Origin of the sequence: Streptomonospora alba, assembly GCF_000826685.1 — a bacterium.
Taxonomy (GTDB): Bacteria; Actinomycetota; Actinomycetes; order Streptosporangiales; family Streptosporangiaceae; genus Streptomonospora; species Streptomonospora alba.
Genome location: NZ_JROO01000047.1, coordinates 1 through 20,626, shown reverse-complemented (window position 1 = coordinate 20,626; position 20,626 = coordinate 1). Strand labels below are relative to the sequence as shown.

17 protein-coding genes are annotated in these 20,626 nt (G+C 72.2%); 14 read left to right on the top strand and 3 right to left on the bottom strand.

Features of this window, described 5'->3' with window-relative positions; all coding sequences use genetic code 11:
* Positions 1 to 63 precede the first annotated feature (63 nt).
* The 4 genes from dnaE to LP52_RS22595 all read left to right on the top strand — a co-directional run bounded on the left by dnaE (position 64) and on the right by LP52_RS22595 (position 7,275).
* Complete coding sequence (gene dnaE, locus LP52_RS22610; RefSeq protein ID WP_040276403.1) at positions 64 to 3,618, top strand: DNA polymerase III subunit alpha; 3,555 nt, start codon at positions 64 to 66, stop codon at positions 3,616 to 3,618.
* Between the two features lie 352 nt (positions 3,619 to 3,970).
* Positions 3,971 to 5,620, top strand: a complete 1,650-nt coding sequence (locus LP52_RS22605; protein WP_084723422.1) for a BCCT family transporter — start codon at positions 3,971 to 3,973, stop codon at positions 5,618 to 5,620.
* A complete protein-coding gene (locus LP52_RS22600; RefSeq protein ID WP_084723421.1) occupies positions 5,617 to 6,066 on the top strand; it encodes a universal stress protein in 450 nt (149 codons plus the stop codon). The genes LP52_RS22605 and LP52_RS22600 overlap by 4 nt, the downstream gene beginning before the upstream one ends.
* A gap of 177 nt (positions 6,067 to 6,243) precedes the next feature.
* A complete protein-coding gene (locus LP52_RS22595; RefSeq protein ID WP_040276425.1) occupies positions 6,244 to 7,275 on the top strand; it encodes a phosphotransferase family protein in 1,032 nt (343 codons plus the stop codon).
* Here LP52_RS22595 and LP52_RS22590 read toward each other — a convergent pair.
* Positions 7,253 to 8,209 carry a glutathione S-transferase family protein gene (locus tag LP52_RS22590; RefSeq protein ID WP_052810167.1) on the bottom strand — a complete coding sequence of 319 codons (957 nt, stop codon included), beginning with the start codon at positions 8,207 to 8,209 and terminating at the stop codon, positions 7,253 to 7,255. The genes LP52_RS22595 and LP52_RS22590 overlap by 23 nt on opposite strands.
* A gap of 364 nt (positions 8,210 to 8,573) precedes the next feature.
* Here LP52_RS22590 and fabG point away from each other — a divergent pair, with 364 nt between their 5' ends.
* The 3 genes from fabG to LP52_RS22575 all read left to right on the top strand — a co-directional run bounded on the left by fabG (position 8,574) and on the right by LP52_RS22575 (position 11,005).
* A complete protein-coding gene (fabG, locus tag LP52_RS22585; RefSeq protein WP_040276400.1) occupies positions 8,574 to 9,278 on the top strand; it encodes a 3-oxoacyl-[acyl-carrier-protein] reductase in 705 nt (234 codons plus the stop codon).
* Between the two features lie 87 nt (positions 9,279 to 9,365).
* Complete coding sequence (gene fabI / locus LP52_RS22580; RefSeq protein ID WP_040276399.1) at positions 9,366 to 10,130, top strand: enoyl-ACP reductase FabI; 765 nt, start codon at positions 9,366 to 9,368, stop codon at positions 10,128 to 10,130.
* Positions 10,131 to 10,243: 113 nt separating this feature from the next.
* Complete coding sequence (locus tag LP52_RS22575) at positions 10,244 to 11,005, top strand: SDR family NAD(P)-dependent oxidoreductase (RefSeq protein ID WP_040276398.1); 762 nt, start codon at positions 10,244 to 10,246, stop codon at positions 11,003 to 11,005.
* Between the two features lie 89 nt (positions 11,006 to 11,094).
* On the opposite strand, the gene LP52_RS22570 is transcribed toward LP52_RS22575, so the two are convergent.
* Together LP52_RS22570 and LP52_RS22565 are read right to left on the bottom strand one after the other, a co-directional pair.
* Positions 11,095 to 12,945 (bottom strand): helix-hairpin-helix domain-containing protein, encoded by a 1,851-nt coding sequence (locus LP52_RS22570; RefSeq protein ID WP_084723419.1) that lies wholly within the window; start codon positions 12,943 to 12,945, stop codon positions 11,095 to 11,097.
* Between the two features lie 122 nt (positions 12,946 to 13,067).
* Complete coding sequence (locus LP52_RS22565) at positions 13,068 to 14,027, bottom strand: aldo/keto reductase (RefSeq protein WP_084723418.1); 960 nt, start codon at positions 14,025 to 14,027, stop codon at positions 13,068 to 13,070.
* A 371-nt stretch (positions 14,028 to 14,398) separates the two neighbouring features.
* Between LP52_RS22565 and LP52_RS22560 the strand changes: the two genes are divergently transcribed.
* From LP52_RS22560 to mshC, 7 genes are all read left to right on the top strand, one after another.
* Positions 14,399 to 15,571 carry an undecaprenyl-diphosphate phosphatase gene (locus tag LP52_RS22560; RefSeq protein WP_040276397.1) on the top strand — a complete coding sequence of 391 codons (1,173 nt, stop codon included), beginning with the start codon at positions 14,399 to 14,401 and terminating at the stop codon, positions 15,569 to 15,571.
* A gap of 25 nt (positions 15,572 to 15,596) precedes the next feature.
* Positions 15,597 to 16,373, top strand: a complete 777-nt coding sequence (locus tag LP52_RS22555) for an MSMEG_4193 family putative phosphomutase (RefSeq protein ID WP_040276396.1) — start codon at positions 15,597 to 15,599, stop codon at positions 16,371 to 16,373.
* Between the two features lie 24 nt (positions 16,374 to 16,397).
* Positions 16,398 to 16,988, top strand: a complete 591-nt coding sequence (locus tag LP52_RS22550; RefSeq protein ID WP_040276395.1) for a DUF3090 domain-containing protein — start codon at positions 16,398 to 16,400, stop codon at positions 16,986 to 16,988.
* A gap of 40 nt (positions 16,989 to 17,028) precedes the next feature.
* Positions 17,029 to 17,775, top strand: coding sequence for an SCO1664 family protein (locus LP52_RS22545; RefSeq protein ID WP_040276394.1), 747 nt, complete (start codon positions 17,029 to 17,031; stop codon positions 17,773 to 17,775).
* Positions 17,776 to 18,047: 272 nt separating this feature from the next.
* Positions 18,048 to 18,914 carry an NRDE family protein gene (locus tag LP52_RS22540; protein WP_040276393.1) on the top strand — a complete coding sequence of 289 codons (867 nt, stop codon included), beginning with the start codon at positions 18,048 to 18,050 and terminating at the stop codon, positions 18,912 to 18,914.
* Between the two features lie 179 nt (positions 18,915 to 19,093).
* The gene (locus tag LP52_RS22535; RefSeq protein ID WP_040276392.1) at positions 19,094 to 19,306 is read left to right on the top strand and encodes a hypothetical protein; all 213 of its coding nucleotides are present in this window, start codon (positions 19,094 to 19,096) and stop codon (positions 19,304 to 19,306) included.
* Between the two features lie 79 nt (positions 19,307 to 19,385).
* On the top strand, positions 19,386 to 20,612 hold the full coding sequence (mshC, locus tag LP52_RS22530; protein ID WP_040276391.1) for a cysteine--1-D-myo-inosityl 2-amino-2-deoxy-alpha-D-glucopyranoside ligase: 1,227 nt from the start codon (positions 19,386 to 19,388) through the stop codon (positions 20,610 to 20,612).
* Positions 20,613 to 20,626: the final 14 nt, after the last annotated feature.

Below are 20,626 nucleotides of genomic sequence, written 5' to 3'. Positions count from 1 at the left end.
GGATTAGTCTCAGGTGGCACACGATCCGCCCAGTCCTGTCATCGCTAAGAGGTTCGAATCACCGTGGCTGACCCCTTCGTCCACCTGCACGTCCACACCGAGTACTCGATGCTGGACGGCGCGGCCAAGCTCAAGCCGCTGTTCGCCGAGGCGGCCCGGCTGCAGATGCCCGCCGTGGCCATGACCGACCACGGCAACATGTTCGGCGCCTACGAGTTCTGGGAGCAGTCCAAGGGCTCGGGAGTGAAGCCGATCATCGGCATCGAGGCCTATGTGGCACCGGAGTCGCGGTTCCACAAGAAGCGCGTGCGCTGGGGCCGCGGCGACTCCAACGAGAACACCGAGGGCGGCAAGGACATCTCCGGCGGCGGCCGCTACCTGCACATGACCATGTGGGCGCGCAACGCCGTGGGCCTGCGCAACCTGTTCCGCATGTCCTCGCTGGCCAGCATCGAGGGCTACTACGGCAAGCCGCGCATGGACCTGGAACTGATGAGCCGCTATTCCGAGGGGATCATGGTCTCCACCGGCTGCCCGTCCGGCGGCGTGCAGACCCGCCTGCGGCTGGGCCAGGAGAAGGAGGCCGTCGAGTACGCCGCCAAGCTGCAGGACATCTTCGGCAAGGACAGCGTGTTCCTGGAGCTGATGGACCACGGCATCAGCATCGAGCGCGACGTCCGCGACGGGCTGCTGAGGGTCGGTCGCGAGCTGAACCTTCCCCCGCTGGTGACCAACGACTCCCACTACGTCACCCAGGACCAGGCACAAGCCCACGACGCGCTGCTGGCGGTGGGCGTGGGCAAGAACCTCGACGACCCCGCCCGGTTCCGGTTCAACGGAGACGGCTACTACATCAAATCCGCCGAGGAGATGCGCGCCCTGGTGAGCCTGGACGAATGGGCCCAGGGCTGCCGCAACACGCTGCTGGTCGCCGACAGCGTCGAGGACGGCGCCTACGACGAGGTCTTCGCCCACCGCGACCTGATGCCCAAGTTCAGCGTCCCCGAGGGCGAGAGCCAGGCGTCCTGGCTGCGCAAGGAGATCGACCGCCTCACGCCCACCCGCTACCCCGACGGCGCGAGCCGGCCCGTGCAGGAGCGCATCGACCACGAGCTCGACATCATCAACGGGATGGGCTTTCCGGCCTACTTCCTGGTGGTCTCCGACATCTGCCAGTACGCCCGCAAGCACGGCATCGCGCTGGGTCCGGGCCGCGGCTCGGCCGCCGGGTCGATGGTGGCCTACGTTCTCGGCATCACCGACCTCGACCCGCTGGAGCACGGGCTGCTGTTCGAGCGGTTCCTCAACCCCGAGCGCGTCACCATGCCCGACATCGACCTGGACTTCGACGAGCGTCGGCGCGGGGAGATGATCGACTACGTCACCGAGCTCTACGGCGACGAGCGCGTGGCACAGATCCTCACCTTCGGCACGATCAAGGCCAAGGCCGCCGTCAAGGACTCCACCCGCATCCACGGTCTGCCCTACGCCCTGGGCGACCAGGTCACCAAGGCGTTCCCGCCGCCGGTGGGCGGCAAGGAGATCGCGCTTTCGGAGGTCGAGGACGAATCGGCCGAGCGCTACGCCGAAGCGGTCGAGCTGCGCACGCTGATGGAGAAGGACCCGCAGGTCAAGAAGGTCTTGGAGACCGCGCGCGGTATCGAGGGCCTCACCCGCGGCACCGGTGTGCACGCCGCCGGGGTCATCCTCTCCGCGGAGCCGCTGCTGGACGTGGTGCCGCTGCACAAGCGCGACACCGACGGCGCCATCATCACCGGGTTCCCCTTCCCGCAGTGCGAGGAGATGGGCCTGCTGAAGATGGACTTCCTGGGCCTGCGCAACCTCACGATCATCGACGACGCGATCCACAACGTGAAGTCCAACGAGGGCGTCGAGATCGACTGGTCCGGGATCGGCTTCGACGATCCCAAGACCTACGAACTGCTGGCGCGCGGCGACACCCTGGGCGTGTTCCAGCTCGACGGCACGGCCATGCGGGCGCTGCTTCGGCGCATGCAGCCCAAGCAGTTCTCCGACATCGTGGCCGTCAACGCCCTGTACCGGCCCGGGCCGATGGCGGCCAACGCCCACAACGACTACGCCGACCGGTCGAACGGGCGCCAGGAGATCACGTCGATCCACTCCGAGCTCTACGACGCGTTGGACCCGATCCTGTCCGAGACCTACCACGTGCTGGTCTATCAGGAGCAGATCATGGCCATCGCCCAGGAGATGGCCGGCTACTCGCTGGGCGGCGCCGACCTGATGCGCCGCGCCATGGGCAAGAAGAAGAAGGAGGCGCTGGAGAAGGAGTACACCAAGTTCAACTCCGGCATGCTGGAACGCGGGTTCTCCCAGAAGGCCATCGACACTCTCTGGGAGGTCATGCTCCCCTTCTCCGGCTACGCCTTCAACAAGTCCCACGCGGCCGGCTACGCGATCCTCTCCTTCCGCACCGCCTACCTCAAGGCCAACCACCCCGCCTCCTACATGGCGGCGCTGCTGACCTCGGTCAGCGGCGACAAGGACAAGATGGCGGTCTACCTCGCCGAATGCCGCAAGATGGGCATCCAGGTGCTGCCGCCCGACGTCAACGAATCGGCGCTGCGCTTCTCCGCGGTCGGGGCCGACGTGCGCTTCGGCCTGGGCGCGGTGCGCAACGTCGGCACCAACGTCGTCGAGTCGATCATGAACACCCGCAAGGCAAAGGGCGAGTTCACCTCCTTCGTCGACTTCGTCTCCAAGATCGAGTTGGCCGCCTGCAACAAGCGCGTGGTGGAGTCGCTGGTCAAGGCCGGGGCCTTCGACAGCTTCGGCCAGCCCCGCATGGACCTGTTCAACCACCATGAGCACGCCGTCGACGCGATGATTTCGGCCAAGAAGCAGGAGGCCCACGGCCAGTTCGACCTGTTCGGCGGCGCCGACGAGGCCGAGGCCGCACCGATCGGGCTCGACATCAACTGGTCGGACCAGGAGTGGGACCGCAAGACCAAGCTGGCGTTCGAGCGCGAGATGCTGGGGCTCTACGTCTCCAGCCACCCGCTCGCCGGCGCCGAGCGCATCCTCGCCCGCTCCAGCGACGTCTCCATCCTCGACATCAACAACGGCGAGCGCCGCGACCGCTCCGAGGTGCAGGTGGCAGGGCTGATCTCCGGAGTGGAGCGCCGGGTCAGCAAGCAGTCCGGCAACCCGTGGGCCAAGGTCACGGTCGAGGACCTCGACGCCAGCATCGACGTGCTGTTCTTCGCCGAGTCCTACACCCTCTACTCCGAGGTGCTGGTCGAGGACACCGCCGTGTCGGTCAAAGGCCGGGTCAAGGAGCGCGAAGGCGAATACTCCATCCAGGCGTTCGAGCTGACACCGCTGGACATCACCCACATCTCCGAGGGCCCGCCCCCCATGCTGCTGACCGTGCAGGAGCAGCGGTTGACCGCCGACCTGGTCGACGAACTCAAACACGTCCTCAAGGCCCACCGCGGCGAGACCCCGCTGACCATCCGCGTCGAGCACCCGGTCAAGTCGCGGGTCTACGACATCCCCGGCTATCCCGTGCGCGTGGGTCCCGAGCTGGCCGGCGACCTGAAGTCGCTGCTGGGTGCGGAGGCGGTGACCTACTAGGCACCGGGCGTGCGGGGACCGCCCAGGCGGGGCGGGCCCCGCACGCCCCGCCGCCCCCGGCCCCCGGCCGCCGGCGGCGCCGCACGTCGCGCGCCCGCCTGCTCCTCCCATGCGCCGCTCTACCGTCCACCGGTGGCGCTGCGCGCCGCACCTGTGTCGCCCGCCGCTTCCGCGGGTCCGTCGGCGCGTGGCCCACGCGCTGCGACGTGGGTCCGGTTTTACCCGGCTACCTGCGGGCAGCCGCGTGCATTGCGGCCTGTGAACCGGAGTGCGCGCAGACAGTGGCCGGGTGCCGCCGCGGGGCGGCGCGCGCCCGGCTGTGCAGAGCAGCCGACGACGAAGGGGGGCGCCGATGCCACGGCCAAGCGACTGGCTGTCCCGGCGCGAGCCAGCCGTCTTCCTCATCTCAGGATTACTGGCCCTGGCGTTTGTGATCTTCGGAGCCGTGTTCACCGACGCGGCCCGCTACGTTCTCGAGGACGTGCTGCTCGCCGGGATCACCGACAACTTCGATTGGCTGATGATCGGCGCGGTCGCGGCACTGATCGTCTTCTGCTTCTACCTGATCATCGGCCCCCACGGCGGAATCCGCCTCGGCCCGCCCGACAGCCGCCCCGACTACAGTTACCTCTCGTGGTTCGCCATGCTCTTCAGCGCGGGCATGGGCATCGGACTCGTCTTCTACGGCGTGGCCGAACCGGTGGTGCACTTCGCCGAGGCGCCGCGCACCGCCCCCGAGACCCCGCAGGCCGCCCAGGACTCCATGGTGCTGGTGTTCCACCACTGGGGTCTGGGGCCCTGGGCCGTCTACGCCGTCATCGGGCTGGCGCTGGCCTACTTCGGCTTCCGCCACGGGCTTCCGCTGCGGGTGCGCTCGGCGCTCTATCCGGTGTTCGGAGAGCGCATCCACGGCACCGTCGGCCACGCCGTGGACATCCTCTCGGTGCTGGGCACCCTCTTCGGCGTCGCCACCTCTCTGGGGCTGGGCGTGCTCCAGGTGAACGCCGCGCTGAGTTATGTGGGCGGAGTCCCCCAGAGCCCGCTGGTGCAGGTCGCCCTCATCGCGGTGATCACGGTGATGGCGACCCTCTCGGTCGCCTCCGGGCTGGACAAGGGCATCCGCATCCTGAGCCAGACCAACCTGATCCTGGGTGCGCTGCTGCTGGTGTTCATCGCCGTCGCAGGCCCCACGGTGCTGCTGGTGGCGGCCTACCTGGAGAACATCGGCGCCTACATCGGCGAGGCGGTTCCGACCATGTTCTGGTCCGGCACCTACTCCCACAGCGCCGAGATCGACACCTGGCTCAGCTCGTGGACCCTGTTCTACTGGGCCTGGTGGATCTCCTGGTCGCCGTTCGTGGGCATGTTCATCGCGCGCATCTCCCGCGGCCGCACCATCCGCGAGTTCGTCTCCGGCGTGCTGATCGTCCCGGCGCTGCTGTCGTTCCTGTGGTTCACCGTGCTGGGCAACACGGCCTTGGAGATGGAGCTGCGCAACCGCGCCGACCTGATCGGGGAGACCTTCGCCGACCCCTCGTACTCCTTCGCGCTTTTCGCCCTGCTGGAACAGCTGCCGCTGTCGACGGTGACCTCCGTCCTGGCAGGGCTGATCGTGGTGTTCTTCTTCGTCACCAGCTCCGACTCGGGGTCGTTCGTGATCGACATCATCACCACGGGCGGCAACACCGAGCCGCCCACGGCCAGCCGTGTCTTCTGGGCGCTGCTGGAGGGCGGTATCGCGGCGGTGCTGCTGCTGGCCGGCGGGCTCTCGGCACTGCGGGCCGGTGCGCTGACGACCGGACTCCCCTTCACCGTCGTGCTGCTGCTGGTGATGGTCGGGCTGTGGAAGGCGCTCGGCGAGGAGAGACGGGGCCAGAACGTGGTCCGCGAGGCCGACCGCGAAACGGACGGTCCGCCGAGAGAAGAGCACCAGGACGGGAATGAGAGTCGTCAGGAGGGCGGCGTCCCAGCAGGCGCCGCGGACCGCGAAGGGAGCCCATGATGCGCATCGCCGTCGCGATCGACGCCGCGCGCGCCTCCGCGCGCGCCATGCGCACCGCTGTCGATGAGGCGCGGGCCCACGGGGGCGGCATCGACGTCATCTACGTCTACCGGGAGGCCGCGCCGGTCGCGGCCTTCCCCAGCTTCCCCGAGAAGGGCCGCGACCGGCGCGATCCCTCCGCCTCCGAGCGGCAGGCCCGGGCGGCGCTGGACGACTGGTTGGACGGTTTGGAGCTCGACGTCGGCGACGTCGAAGTGAACAGGGTCGTCCTCACGGGCGCCAACCCCGCGCGTACCCTGATCGAGCGCTCGAGCCAGTACGACCTGATGTGCGTCGGGTCGCGCAGGACGGGTGTCTTCCGCGATCTGCGGCCCAGTGTGGTCAGCGAACTGGTGGCGCGCCGGGCGCACTGCTCGGTGCTGATCTCCCGCGGTCCCCAGGCGTGAGAGAGCCCGCCCCCCGCCTGCCGGGCGGTGGGGCGGGGTGCTCCCCGCCAAGATACCGACCAGATGGTATGTTGATCCCGGTTGAGGCGACGGCAGGCCGTCGGACCGCGGCATCCCGCCGACGCGCGGAGTCCGTGCCCGGCAGCGGCGGCCCGGATGCAGAGCGTGGGAGAGCGCATGGGCGAGACGGGCGTGACGAATCCGCCGGGACTGGACCTGCGGCGGTTGGGGGAGTATCTGGAAGAGCAGCGCCCCGGCATGCTCGGCGGGCCGCTCTCCGGCGAGGTCATCGCCGGCGGGCGCTCCAACCTCACCTACACCGTCACCGACGGCCGCGGGCGCTGGGTGGTGCGCCGGCCCCCGCTGGGCCACGTGCTGCCCACCGCCCACGACATGGGCCGCGAGCACCGCGTGATCAGTGCGCTGTCCGACACCCCCGTTCCCGTGCCCTACACCGTGCTGCTGTGCGAGGACACCGAGGTCCTCGGCGCTCCCTTCTACGTGATGGAGCACGTCGAGGGTGTGCCCTACCGCAGCGCGGAGCAGCTTGATGCGCTGGGCGCCGCCCGTACCGGCGGCATCGCCGCGTCGATGATCGACACCCTGGTGGACCTGCACGCGGTCGACCCGGCCGCTGTGGGACTGGCCGACTTCGGCAAGCCCGAGGGGTTCCTGGAGCGGCAGCTGCGCCGCTGGAAGAAGCAGCTGGAGGCCTCGCGCAGCCGCGAACTTCCCGGCATCGACCGCCTGCACGAGCGGCTCAGCGTCCGGATCCCCACCTCGCCCGAGCCCGCCGTCGTCCACGGCGACTACCGCCTGGACAATCTGCTCGTGGGTCCCGACGACGAGATCAAGGCGGTGCTGGACTGGGAGATGTCCACGCTGGGCGACCCGCTGACCGACCTCGCGCTGATCATCACCTACAGCAGCGCCGCCATGGTCGGCAGCACCACGGTCAGCAACGCCCACACCGCCGAGGGCTACCCCGACGCCGACGAGATCATCGCACGCTACGCCCAGCGGTCGGGCCGCGACGTCTCGGCGCTGGACTGGTACGTGGGCCTGGCCTTCTTCAAGCTCGCCGTGATCCTGGAAGGCATCCACTACCGCCATGCCCAGGGGAAGACGGTCGGCGAGGACTTCGAGGGGATCGGCGACGTGGTGCCCGGGCTGGTCGACGGCGGCCTCAAGTACCTCGACGGGGCCTGAGCACCGGCGCCTGGGGCCCTGCCGTGCTCAGGCGGGCCCGGTCGTGGGGTGCGTCGAAGTCCAGCAGGGGCCCGGCCGGGACGATGCGCTTGGGATTGAGCGCACCGTGGGTGATGTAGTAGTGGCGCCGGATGTGGTCGAAGTCGGTCGACTCGCGAAAGGCCGGCAGCGAGTACAGGTCGCGGGTGTAGCCCCACAGGTTCGGATAGTCCGCCAACCGCCGGATGTCGGTCTTGAAGTGGGTGTGGTAGACGGGGTCGAACCGGGCCAGGGTCACCCAGAGCCGTACGTCGGCCTCGGTGACATGGTCGCCGGTGAGGAACCGCCGGGTGGCCAACCGCTCCTCTAGGCCGTCCAGCGCCGCGAACAGCTCGTGCACCGCGGCGTCGTAGGCCTCCTGCGTCGGCGCGAAGCCGCAGCGGTAGACGCCGTTGTTCACGGCGGGGTAGACGTGCTCGTTGAGCGCGTCGATCTCGCCGCGCAGATCCTCGGGGTAGAGCTCGGCGTCGTGCTCGGCCCAGGCGTTGAAGCAGGCGTTGAGATCGACGGTGATGTCGGGGAAGTTGTTGCTGACGATGCGCCGCGTGGCGGTGTCCCACAGCACCGGCACCGAGATGTGGCCGTCGTAGCCGGGTTCCGTGGCCTCGTACGCCTCACGCAGCAGCGTGAAACCGCCCACGGTGTCGGGACCGTGGCCGGGCCCCTCGCGGAAGGCCCAGCCGCGGCCGTCGCGGACCGGGTCGACGATGCCCACCGAGACCGCGTCCTCCAGCCCTTTGAGCTTGCGGACGATCAGGCTGCGTGTGGCCCACGGGCAGGCGTAGGAGGCGTAAATGTGGTAGCGCCCGGCCTCGGCCGGGAACTCGGCGCCGCCGAGGCGGCCCCGGAAGGGGTAAGCGGGACGCTGGAAGGCCGCACCCCGGGGTTTGGTCATCCGCTCCCCGTAGTCGCCGTGGATCTCGAAATCGGCGGGCGTGGCGACGATGGCGGTGGGCACTGCGGGCCTCCCGGTGCAAACGACGGCTCTCGCCTGGCGCGGCCGCTCGGGCGCGCACGTCCTCCTGCATACCCGCGATACCGCGCCGCCACCACGCGGCCGCGCCGCTCGTCGGCGCATCGGGTCGCCCCGCGGCGCGGGACGACTCCTGCCGGGTGGTGGCGGGTGGGAGGGTGGACCCGCACGTCGCAGCGGGAGCGCCGCAGGTCTCGGTTCCACGTACCGCCCGGTAGCTCGATACGCTGCTTCCCGTTCTGTCCATGGTCGCGACGGCGCCTTGCGGCGCGCTAAGGAGCACGAAATGTCCCGATCGGCATTGGTCACCGGCGGCAACCGCGGAATCGGCCGGGCCATCGCCGGCGAGCTGTCCGCCGCCGGCGACCAGGTCGCGGTGACCTACCGCTCCGGCGAACCTCCCGAGGGGCTGCTGGGAGTCAACTGCGACATCACCGATACCGCCCAGGTCGACACCGCCTTCAAGCGGATCGAGGAGGAGCAGGGGCCGGTGGAGGTGCTGGTGGCCAACGCCGGGGTCAGCAAGGACAACCTGCTGGCCATGATGAGTGAAGAGGACTTCTCCTCGGTGCTGGACACCAACCTCACCGGTGCCTTCCGCGTCGCCAAGCGCGCGGCCCGCGGCATGATCCGCCGCCGCAGCGGCCGCATCGTGCTGATCTCCTCGGTGGTGGGCCTGATGGGCTCGGGCGGACAGGTCAACTACGCCGCCTCCAAAGCCGGCCTGGTCGGCTTCGCCCGCTCGCTGGCCCGCGAACTCGGCTCGCGCGGCATCACCGTCAACGTCGTCGCCCCCGGCTTCGTCGAGACCGACATGACCGCAGATCTGCCCGAGGAGCGCCAGGCCGAGATCAAGAAGAACGTCCCCCTGGGGCGCTTCGGCGCGGCCGAGGAGGTCGCCACGGCCGTGCGCTTCCTCGCCAGCGAGGACGCGGCCTACATCACCGGCGCCGTCATCCCCGTCGACGGCGGTCTGGGCATGGGCCACTGACAGCGCGGCACCGCCCCCGCTCACCCCCCGCGAACGCGCCCCACCCCCCTTCAATACCGACGAACCAAGAACAGGACGGCACATTCCATGGGAATCCTCGAGGGCAAGCGCATTCTCGTCACCGGGGTGATCACCGACAGCTCGATCGCCTTCCACGTCGCCCGCATGTGCCAGGAGCAGGGCGCGACAGTCGTGCTCACCGGCTACGGCAGGCTCTCCCTCGTCGAGCGGATCACCCAGCGCCTGCCCGAGGCGCCGCCGGTACTGGAGCTCGACGTCACCGACGAAGAGCACCTCTCCAGCCTCGCCGAGCGCGTCAGTGAACACGTCGACGGCATCGACGGCATCGTGCACTCCATCGGTTTCACCCCCACGGAGGCGCTGGGCGGCAACTTCCTCAACACCTCCTGGCAGGACGTCGCCACGGCGCTGCACACCTCCACCTACTCGCTGAAGGCGCTGACGACGGCGCTGCTGCCGCTGATGAAGGACGGCGGATCCGTCGTCGCCATGGACTTCGACAACTCCGTCACCTTCCCCGTCTACGACTGGATGGGCGTGGCCAAGGCCGGGCTCGCCTCCACCGCCCGCTACCTCGCCCGCTACCTCGGCGAGCAGGACATCCGGGTCAACCTCGTCTCCGCCGGTCCGCTGCGCACCATGGCCGCGCGGAGCATCCCCGGCTTCGACGAGCTGGCCGACGCCTGGCCCCAGCGCGCGCCCCTGGGCTGGGACACCTCCAACCCCGAGCCCGCTGCGCGCGCCGTCGTCGCACTGCTGTCGGACTGGTTCCCCGCAACGACCGGCGAGACCGTGCACGTCGACGGGGGATTCCACTCCACCGGCGCGTAGACTGCCATCCGCTGAATCACGCGAACGCGGGCGTCCCTCCATCTGCACGGGGGCGCCCGCGTTCGCGTCCGACGCCCGAACAGCCACGCATGCAACGAGAGGGGACCGCCACCATGGATCTGGGACTGCACGGCGCACGCGTCGTCGTCACCGGTGCCAGTCGGGGGATCGGCCGGGCCATCGCCCAGACCTTCGCCGAGGAGGGCGCCGACCTGGCGATCTGCGCGCGTTCGGCCGAACCGCTGCAGCGCGCCGCCGAGCAGTTGCGCGTGCTCGGGCGCACCGTGGTGGAGCAGGCGCTCGACGTGTCCGACACCGATGCGCTGCGCGGCTTTCTGGATTCCTCCGCCGAGCGGCTGGGCGGCATCGACGTCCTGGTCTCCAACGTCTCGGGAGGCAGTTCGGCCACGCCCGACCAGTGGGAGCGGGGCTTCAGTACCGACATCATGCCGTTCGTCCGCATGGCCGAGGACGCCCGGCCCCACCTGGAGGCCTCCGAACGCGGCGGATCCATCGTGCTGATCTCCACGACCTCGGCGCTGCACACCACCGCGCCCTCGGGGCCCAAGGCCTACGGTGCGGTCAAGGCCGCCCTCAATCAGCACGCGGCCGCGCTCGGCCACACGCTGCCGGCGCAGGGGATCCGGGTGAACACCGTCTCGCCCGGTCCCATCGAGTTCGAGGGCGGCGGCTGGGCCCGGCGCCGCGGATCCGACCCCGACTTCTACGCCGCCATCCGCGACCGCATCCCCGTGGGGCGGCTCGGCCGCCCCGAGGAGGTCGCCCGCGCCGTCGCCTTCCTCGCCAGCCCCGCGGCCTCCTTCGTCACCGGGTCCAACCTGGTGGTCGACGGCGGGTTCGTCGACAGGGTCTGAGTACCCGCCGGGGCGGCGCCCGCGGTGTCCGCCCCGGCGCCCCCGTGCACGGTGCCGCCCCGCGGGAGGCAGCGGGCGGGCGCGGCCGCTCAGCCTTCGCGCAGCACCTGCACCAGGCGGGTGGTGCGGGGGAGCGCGGCGTTGTCCCGCACGCCCTGCGCCCAGGTCGATCCGGCGGCCTGGACGACCGACAGATGGCGCCGCGCCGCCGTCAGCGCCGTGTAGACCTGGGGGCGCGAGGCCCGGGTCTCGGGCGGGAACACGGCGACGACGGCGGGCCAGCGGCCGCCGTGCGCCGCGGCCACGGTGACGGCCCAGCCGGGCCGCAGGTGCGCGGAGTCGGCCACCGGGCACAGCGCCCCGCCGGGCAGCTCCACGGCCAGCGCGCTTCCCGAGCCGCCGCCGGCGTCCGTGCCGCCCTCCTGCACGCGCAGGAAGCCCACGTCGCCGGCGGCGTAGCCCGGCCCGTCGGCGGAGAGGAGCACCCGGTCGCCGGCGTCCAGCCCGCCGTGGGCGCCCGGGCCGGGGTTGAAGTGCTCTTTGCAGGCCGTGTTCAGGGCGTCGGCGCCCGCCTCGCCGCCTCGCATGGCGGTGACGATCTGCACCTGCTCGGGCGGGATCTCCAGAGCGCGCGGGATCGAGTCGGTGATCAGCTGCACCGCGCGGTGCGCCGCGGCCGAGGCGGAGTCGGCGGGTACGAACACCACTTCGCGCCCGGGCGAGCCGACCTCCTCGGGCTCGCCCGCGGCGACCTGGGCCGCCGTGCGGGCGAGCGGCCCCGCGTCGGCGTCCTGCGGCAGCGTGGCGACGTGCACGGTGCGTGAGGTGAGCAGGTCTGCGACGACGCTGCCGGGCGCCGCCGAGGGCGCCTGCGCGGGGTCGGCCAGCAGCACGAGGTGGGTGCCGTCGGCGCAGGCCTCGACCAGCGCTGCGGCGTGCTCGACGTCCAGCCACATCGCGCCCGCGACCACCACGAGCCCGGCCTCGATCGGGTTCTCGGCGCCGCGGCCGCGCGTGCCCGGCGCGCGGGTCTCCAACAGCGCGGCAAGCGACACCGCACGCACGCCGGGGTCGGCGCCGAGCCCGGAGAGCGCGTCGTCGAGCTCGGCGGCGGCCTGGGCGGTGGGTGCCGCGAGGGCCATGCCGACTTCGCTTTCGGCGGCGATGGCGGCGGCGCAGGCGAGGGTGTGCGCGATCGCCGTGTCGGAGCCGGCCCCGTGTTCGAGCACGCAGATCCCGCGCAGGGCCACGGTCACCAGCGCCGCGGTGGTGCGCGGGTCGACGGCGGCCCCCATGCGCTGGGCGGCGGCGTCGACGGTCTCGGCGGCGGTGGCGGAGTCCATGATCGGCTCGCTGGCGGCGCTGAGCCGGTTCAGGCCCTCGCCGAGCGCCTGCTCGCCCTGGCCCAGGCGGGCTAGGGCGTACCAGCGGTCGGGGTCGGGCATCTCGCCCGGGTCGCCGTCGAAGTCCTCGGGCTCGTCCGGCTCGTCGAACATCTCGAAGAGCATGACGTCGCCCTCCTCCAGCGCCGCGGTGAGCGCGGCGTCGACCGAGCGCACCCCCGCCGACCGCAGCGCGGCGGTCAGGCGCTGCTCCTCCAGCGCCGTGTGCCCCTCGCGCGCCGCACGGCGCAGCAGGTGCGCCGCCAGCGCCCGGCCGCGGCGCCGGTCGTCGGGCGAGGCGTCCTCGCCCAGCGCGCGCCGGGCGCAGTAGTCGGCCTGCTCGGGCGTCACCCCGCTGACGGCCAGCAGCCGCCACGGGTCGGCGGAGACCTCGGCCCCGGCCCCGGGCCCCAGCGCCGCCACCAGCGGCCCGGCCAGCTCTGCCGGCGCGCCCATCCGCTCCAGAGCCGCGCGCGCCCGGTCGGCGGCGTCCTCGCCGCTCGTTGCGGCCTCCTGCGGCGGCCCCGGCGGCACCTCGGACCCGGACGTGGCGGACATGGCGAAAGATCCTCTCCGACGGCGTTCTACGTCCCTGCGGAGCTTAGCGATCCCCACCGACTTCCGGACGCGCCCTTCCACAGGCCGCCGCGTATCCCCCGAGCGCTACGGGCCGTGCCCGCCTACGGGTCGGGGGCCGAGGAGGCGTCGTCCAGCGCCTCGCGGATCTCGCGCGGGAGCTCCACGCTCTCCATGGACAGGATCTCCTCCAGCTGGGCCGTGGTCCGCGGTCCCACGGCCGCAGCGGCCACGCCCTTGCGGTCGCGGACCCAGCTCAGGGCCACGGCCAGCGGCGAGACCCCCAGGCCCTCGGCGGCCGTGCAGACCGACTCGACGATGCGCCTGCTGCGTTCGTCGAGGTAGGGCTCGACATAGGCGGCCATGTGCGGCCGGGCGGCCCGCGATTCGCCGGGGACCCCGCTGCGGTACTGGGCGCTGAGGACCCCGCGTCCCAGCGGGGACCAGGCGATCAGGCCGGCGCCGAGGTCGCCGAGGGCCGGCAGCAGGTCGCGCTCGGGCGCGCGGTTGAGCAGGGAGTACTCGCAGCCGGCGGTCACGATCGGGGCCGCGGAGTGCCGGGTGGCCGCCCGCTGCCAGGCCGCGTAGGTGGCGAACTGCCAGGCGGTGAAATCGCCGGTGCCCGCGTAGCGCACCTTGCCCGCGCGCTGGGCGGACTCCAGCGCGGACAGCGTCTCCTCCACCGGGGTGTCGGGGTCGCGCACGTGCAGCTGCCACAGGTCGATGTGATCGGTTCGCAGCCGGCGCAGCGACGCGTCCAGCGCTGCGAGCAGGTGACGGCGCGACAGGTCGCAGCGCCGGTAGCCCTGCGGGGTGTGCCCCGACTTCGTGGCGATGATCACATCGTCGCGCCGCACGACCCCGCTCACCAGCCGGCCGACGATGCGCTCGCTCTGGCCGCCGCCGTAGATGTCGGCTGTGTCGATCAGCGTTCCGCCGGCGTCCACAAACGTGGTGAGCTGGTCGGCGGCCTCTTCTTCCTGGGTGTCCTTTCCCCAGGTCATCGTGCCCAGGGCCGTGCGCGAGACCCACAGCCCCGATCCGCCCACCTGTCGCTGTTCCATGGCGCGGAGGTTACCGCGTGCCGCCGTCACGGGCGCTGGGCCGCACCGCGGAAATCCGAGGTCACCCAAAGTCACCGGCCGGGGGCCGCAGGCGGCGGGCCGGCCGCTCCGGCGTCCGCGGCCGGGCGTACGCGGGGTTCGCGAGGATGTCGTGAGTCCTGTGATCCCAGTAAGCTGCCGTGGTCTGCCCCCCGCGTACCGCGTGGCGCCGCCCTGTCCGGCCGACGACGGTACGCCTCCGCGCGCCGGCGTGCGGACGCCCGGCCGTGCCTGCGCTCCCACGGCCGGCCGCGGCGACCGCCCCCGGACCGCGAACACCCGGGCACTGGAGCCCCACGCACCCGACCGAAGACCCAGGAGCCGAGCCCGCCGTGTCCATAGTCGAGGCCATCATCCTTGGTGTCATCCAAGGACTGACCGAATTCCTGCCGATCTCCTCCAGCGGCCACCTGCGCGTGGTGTCCGCCTTCCTCGGCTGGCCCGATCCGGGGGCCGCTTTCACCGCGGTCAGCCAGATCGGCACCGAGCTCGCCGTACTGCTCTACTTCCGCAAGCGCATCTGGCTGATCCTGTCCACGTGGACGCGGTCACTGCTGAACCGCGAGCTCCGCTCGGACATGAACGCGCGGATGGGCTGGTACGTCATCATCGGCACCATCCCCATCGGCGTGCTCGGCCTGGCGCTGGAGGAGCAGATCGAGAGCCTGTTCCGCGACCTGCGGCTGATCGCGCTCACCCTGATCGTCTTCGGCGTGTTCCTGGGCATCGCCGACCTCCACATGCGCAAGCACCGCACCCTCGTCGACCTGACCGTGGGCCGCGGCCTGGTCTACGGCCTGTTCCAGACGCTGGCGCTGATCCCCGGCGTCTCGCGCTCCGGCGCCACGATCACCGGCGGCCGGCTGCTCGGCTTCAAGCGCGCCGACGCCGCCGAGTACGCCTTCCTGCTGGCCATGCCGGCCGTGTTCGCGTCGGGCTTCTACAAGCTCACCGACATCGGCGACAACGAGTACGCGGGATGGACCGCCGCGATCGTGGGGACCGTGGTGGCCTTCGCTATCGGCTACGTCGTCATCGCCTGGCTGATGCGTTTCATCACCACGCACAGCTTCATGCCCTTCGTCTACTACCGCTGCGCGCTGGGCGTACTCATCCTGACGCTGGTCAGCTTCAACGTGCTCGAACCCGGGGGCGGCGAGGTCGGCACCGAGACGCCGCCCCCGAGTTCCCAGGGTGAGCAGAACCGGCCCGAGTCCGGCGGCGAGGCCGACGACGATCGCACGGCCGAGCCCGAGGAGCAGGGCGCACAGGGGTCGCCCTCGCCGAGCGGCGAGCCGTCCCCCTCCGCCCAGCCCAGCACCGACCCGGTCACCGGCTGGCCGATCGACCCCGAGACGGGCCTGGCGCAGGACCCCGGGACCGGGCAGTACCGCGACCCCGACACCGGCGAGAACGTCCAGCTCGACCCGGAGACCGGGCTGCCCATCGACCCCTACACGGGGCAGCCCTACGACCCGCTGGCCGACTCGGCCGCCGGGCAGTAGGCGGGCGGCCGATAGGGTGGCGTCGATGGCCACCGCTACGCAGCAGCAACCAGGAACCGAGTCGCGCGAAGAGCGGCCGCAGCCCGAACCCGTCGCGACCCTGCTGTTGGTGCGGCACGGGCTCACCGAGTCCACCGGCGCCACCCTGACCGGCCGCAGCCCCGGCGTCCACCTCGACGAGCGCGGCCGCGCCCAGGCCGCCGACCTCGCGCGGCGGTTGAGCGGGCTCGATCTGGACGCCGTCGTCTCCAGCCCGCTGGAGCGCTGCCAGGAGACCGCGGCAGAGATCGCCGCGGTCGCCGGACGCGAGGTGACCACCGACGGACGGTTCGTCGAGGTCGACTACGGCTCCTGGACCGGCCGCAGGCTCGGCGACCTCGTCGGCGAGCCGCTGTGGCGCACCGTCCAGGCCCACCCGAGCGCGGCCCGGTTCCCCGGCGGCGAGAGCCTCAGCGAGATGTCGGCGCGCGCCGTGGCCGCCGTGCGCGATTGGAACGAGCGGCTCACCGCGGGCGCGGCCAACCCGGTCTACGCGGTGTGCAGCCACGGCGACGTCATCAAGGCGATCGCCGCCGACGCGCTCGGACTGCACCTGGACCAGTTCCAACGCGTCCAGGCCGACCCCTGCTCGCTGACCGCGGTGTGCTACACCAGCGTGCGGCCGTTCGTGCTGCGGCTCAACGACGTCGGGGGCGCTGTGGAGGGCCTGGTGCCGACACCCGAGCAGACGTCCGGCGACGCCGCGGTAGGCGGCGGCTCGGGCGGCGCCGAGCCCGCGCCCGCCGGTGAATCGCAAGGCTGAGTACGATCCTCTAGGGTTCATTGCATGTCCGTGTTCGAGTACGACCCTCCCGAGCGCTTCGTCGCCGGAACGGTGGGGCAGCCGGGGGAACGCACCTTCTTCCTCCAAGCCGCCGCCAGCGGCCGCGTCACCAGCGCCGTGGTGGAGAAGGCCCAGGTATCAGCGCTGGCCGAGCGCATCGAGGAACTGCTGGAGGAGGTGCGGCAGCGCTTCGGCGAGCCGCTGGAGTCCGGTGAAGCGGCCGAGCAGGACGACGGCCCGCTTGAGCAGCCCATCGAGGAGGACTTCCGGGTGGGCACTCTCGCCCTGGCCTGGGACGCCGAGTCCTCACGGGTCATCATCGAGGCCCAGCAGATCGACGAGTCCGAGGACGAGTCGGAGTCCGAAGGCGAGAGCGAGAGCGACGAGGACGTCGCTGTCTTCGCCGAGGACGTCCCCGAGGGGCGCGACGTGCTGCGCGTGCACCTGACTGCCGAGGCGGCGCGCGCGTTCGCGGGCCGCGCGATGAAGGTCGTCGCGGCCGGGCGGCCCAACTGCCCGCTGTGCGGGCAGCCGCTCGATCCCGAGGGGCACATCTGCCCGCGCCAGAACGGGTACAAGCCCGGCGGAATGTGAGGCCGCACGGAGAAAGCGGGACCGGTAGAGGACGGGGGCCATGACCGCGTCGTTCGAGGGGCTGTCGACCAACGCCGCCCTGGAGCTGCTGAGCACCGGCGAGCTGAAGCCCGTGGGTCGGCTGACCGAGGCGTCCAACGCCACGCTGTACTGCACCGTCGCCGCGCCCGGCGGCGCAGAGGCCGGCTGCGTCTACAAGCCCGTCGCCGGCGAGCGCCCGCTGTGGGACTTCCCCGAGGGCACCCTCGCCGGGCGCGAGCTGTCGGCCTTCGCCGTCTCCGACGCGCTGGGTTGGGACGTCGTACCGCCCACGGTCCACCGTGACGGCCCCTTCGGCGAGGGCATGGTCCAGCTGTGGATCGAGGGCGACACCGCGGTGGACCTCGTCGACCTCGCCCGCGACACCCGCCATCCGGGGCTGCGGCGCATGGCCGTCTTCGACGCGGTGATCAACAACTCCGACCGCAAGGTCGGCCACCTGCTGCCCACGCCCTCCGGCCACCTTTACGGCTGCGACCACGGCGTCTCCTTCGCCGAGGACTACAAGCTGCGCACCGTGCTGTGGCAGTGGCAGGGCGAGCCGCTCACCGACGAGGCCCTGGCCGGGCTGGCGCTGCTGGAGGAGCGGCTGCGCGATCCCGACAGCCCCGTCGCCGCCGAGCTGCGGCGCCACCTCACCGAACCGGAGGCCTACGCGGTGCTGCGCCGCGTCGAGCTGCTGCGCCACCACCGGGTCCACCCCTACCCCTCCCCGGACTGGCCCGCCGTGCCCTGGCCGCCGGTTTAGGCGGTGTCCTGCGGAGCGGCGGCCGCCCGCCCCGGAGCCGGGGGCGGCGAGCCCGCCTGAAGGCGCCCCGCGCTCGGCGGAGAGCAGGCACACGCGCTGCGCGCGACTCCCTCGCCACAACGCTGTAGCGGGATTTCGGGCGGTTGCCGGAGGGCCCCCGCTACCGGGTGCGGCCGGGTCCGCGGAACACCCCGGCCCGCGGGCGCGTTGCCACCGTGTGCGGATTCTCCCAGGCTCGCGGGCGCGGGCGCCGCGCAGGAGACGGAGGCGAGATGTGCACCGTGATAGTCGGCTTCGACCCTGAGGCGTCGACGCCGCTGGTGCTGGCCGCGCTGCGCGACGAGATGGTCGACCGCGCCTGGGAGCCTCCGGCCGCCCACTGGCCCGACCGCCCCGATCTGGTGGGCGGGCGCGACGTGCGCGAGGGCGGCACCTGGCTGGCGGCGCGCCGCCCCGGCGCGCCCGGCGCACCGTGCGTGGCCGCCCTGCTCAACGGCGCTCAGCCCGCCACCCCCCGCCCCACCGCGCCGGGGCGCTCGGCCGCACCGGTCTCGGCGGGAACGACCCCGCCCCCCGACACCTCGGTGCCGCCCGGCACGACCCGCTACACCCGCGGCCGGCTTCCGCTGGCGGCGGCCGACAACGGCGAGATCGAACTCGACCCCGCCCAGGCGCGCCACTACGAGCCCTTCCACCTGCTCGTGGCCGATCCCGGCGGCGCGGTTCTGCACTCCTGGGACGGCGGCGCGCTGCGCGAGGAGCGCCTGCCCACAGGCGTCACCGTCCTGGTCAACTCCGGCTGCGACGCCCAGGAGCCGCGTGCCCGCCGCCACGGCCCCGCCTTCGCCCGCACGCGCCCCTATCCCCATGCGTCCCGGCTCGCCGCCGCCGACACCGCGGAGGCGGTCTGGGGCGAGTGGCCCGCCCTGCTGGACGAGGCGGCGGGCGGCGACGCCCGCACCGGCGGTTTCGGCGCGGCCACCGACGATCCCTCCTCGCTCATCGCCCGGGCCCCGCTCGGCGGCGGGCGGGTGTGGGCGACCTCCTCGGTGACGCTGGCGGCCTGCGACCGCGACACGCTGCGCTACGCCTTCACCGCCCGTCCGGGCGATCCCGCGGCCTGGTACCTGGTGCGCTGAGGCCGCCGCGGGGCGTCCGTTCCGCCGCCTTACCCGTGCGTAAACCGCGGGTCCGCGGCGGACGTCCATCTGTGACAGGGACCGTGCCGGCCGCGCAGCCGCGGCGGCGAACGTCCCCCACGAGGGAACCGGGATCGCCCGGCAGCCCTGCCACGGGCGCGACGGGGGAGGGTACGGCGATGCCGCAGACGAGACACGTATGGCCGGGCCGCGACAGGCGGCAGCGCCCGCACGGAACCGGGGAGCAGGCCAGCTACTGGCTGCTCTACGTTGTGGCGTTTCCCGCAGCGCTGCTGCACTTCCACGCCGGCAACGACGGCCCGGCCCTGCTGTGCGCACTGGCGGCGGCCGCCGCCGTGGCCTGCATCGCCATCACCCACCACCGGCGCTGAATCCGGCGTGGCCGCCCGGTCGGCAACACTACGGTGCGTCCGGGGCTTCGGGCTCCAAAACGGCCGATATCCTCGGTCTATGCGTTCTTGGCCCGCTCCCGACCTCGTCCGCCTGCCCGGAAACGGCGGCCCCCTCCGCGTCCACGACACCGTCGCAGGCGCCGTCCGCCCTCTCGACCCCGGACCCACGGCCCGGATGTACGTCTGCGGGATCACCCCCTATGACGCCGCCCACCTCGGGCACGCCTTCACCTATCTGACCTTCGACCTGGTGCAGCGCGTGCTTCGCGACTCCGGCCACCGCGTCGACTATGTGCAGAACGTCACCGACGTCGACGACCCGCTGCTGGAACGCGCCCGCGACAACGGCGAGGACTGGCGGGAGCTGGCCGAGCGCGAGATCGGCGTCTTCCGCGAGGACATGGCCGCGCTTCGGATCCTGCCGCCCCGCGCCTTCGTCGGCGTCGTCGAGTCGGTGCAGCTGATCGCCGACTTCGTCGACCGCATCCGCGCCGCAGGCGCCGCCTACGAGCTTGAGGGCGACGTCTACTTCTCGGCCGCCGAGGCCGAGTGGTTCGGCGAGGTCAGCGGCCTGGGCCGAGAGCAGATGCTGGAGCTGTTCCCCGAGCGCGGCGGCGACCCCCAGCGCCCCGGCAAGAAGGACCCGCTGGACTGGCTGCTGTGGCGCGCCGAGCGCCCCGGCGAGCCGGCCTGGGACACCCGCCTGGGGCGCGGCCGCCCCGGCTGGCACGTCGAGTGCAGCGCCATCTCCCTGACCGAGCTGGGCGCGGGCTTCGACCTCAACGGCGGCGGCGACGACTTGGTCTTCCCCCACCACGAGATGGGCGCCGCCGAGGCGCGGTGCGCCACGGGCACCGGCCCGCACTCGCGGGCCTACATGCACGTGGGCATGGTCGGGCTCGACGGCGAGAAGATGTCGAAGTCGCGCGGCAACCTGGTCTTCGCCTCGGAGCTGCGCACGCGGGGCGTGGACCCGATGGCCGTGCGCACGGCCATGCTGCCCCACCACTACCGCACCGCCTGGCAGTGGAGCGACGAGGTGCTGCAGGAGGGCGCCCGGCGCCTGCAGCGCTGGCGCGCGGCGGCCGACCTGACCTCCGGTCCCGACGCCACGCCCGCGCTGGAGCGTGTCCGCGCGGCCCTGGCCGACGACCTGGACACAGCGGCGGCGGTCGCCGCCCTCGACGAGTGGGCCGACAGCGCGCTGGCCGACGGGGGCGACGACCCCGCCGCACCGGCGCTGATGCGCGACATCGCCGACACCCTGCTGGGCGTGCGGCTGTGAGGCACCCGAGGCGC

Coding starts and splice junctions, on each gene's coding strand:
- LP52_RS22575 (WP_040276398.1), top strand. CDS start 10,244: ATGGATCTGGGACTGCACGGCGCACGCGTCGTCGTCACCGGTGCCAGT.
- LP52_RS22590 (WP_052810167.1), bottom strand. CDS start 8,209: ATGACCAAACCCCGGGGTGCGGCCTTCCAGCGTCCCGCTTACCCCTTC.
- LP52_RS22540 (WP_040276393.1), top strand. CDS start 18,048: ATGTGCACCGTGATAGTCGGCTTCGACCCTGAGGCGTCGACGCCGCTG.
- LP52_RS22535 (WP_040276392.1), top strand. CDS start 19,094: ATGCCGCAGACGAGACACGTATGGCCGGGCCGCGACAGGCGGCAGCGC.
- LP52_RS22555 (WP_040276396.1), top strand. CDS start 15,597: ATGGCCACCGCTACGCAGCAGCAACCAGGAACCGAGTCGCGCGAAGAG.
- LP52_RS22570 (WP_084723419.1), bottom strand. CDS start 12,945: ATGTCCGCCACGTCCGGGTCCGAGGTGCCGCCGGGGCCGCCGCAGGAG.
- LP52_RS22595 (WP_040276425.1), top strand. CDS start 6,244: ATGGGCGAGACGGGCGTGACGAATCCGCCGGGACTGGACCTGCGGCGG.
- LP52_RS22565 (WP_084723418.1), bottom strand. CDS start 14,027: ATGGAACAGCGACAGGTGGGCGGATCGGGGCTGTGGGTCTCGCGCACG.
- LP52_RS22545 (WP_040276394.1), top strand. CDS start 17,029: ATGACCGCGTCGTTCGAGGGGCTGTCGACCAACGCCGCCCTGGAGCTG.
- fabG (WP_040276400.1), top strand. CDS start 8,574: ATGTCCCGATCGGCATTGGTCACCGGCGGCAACCGCGGAATCGGCCGG.
- LP52_RS22600 (WP_084723421.1), top strand. CDS start 5,617: ATGATGCGCATCGCCGTCGCGATCGACGCCGCGCGCGCCTCCGCGCGC.
- LP52_RS22605 (WP_084723422.1), top strand. CDS start 3,971: ATGCCACGGCCAAGCGACTGGCTGTCCCGGCGCGAGCCAGCCGTCTTC.
- LP52_RS22550 (WP_040276395.1), top strand. CDS start 16,398: ATGTCCGTGTTCGAGTACGACCCTCCCGAGCGCTTCGTCGCCGGAACG.
- fabI (WP_040276399.1), top strand. CDS start 9,366: ATGGGAATCCTCGAGGGCAAGCGCATTCTCGTCACCGGGGTGATCACC.
- mshC (WP_040276391.1), top strand. CDS start 19,386: ATGCGTTCTTGGCCCGCTCCCGACCTCGTCCGCCTGCCCGGAAACGGC.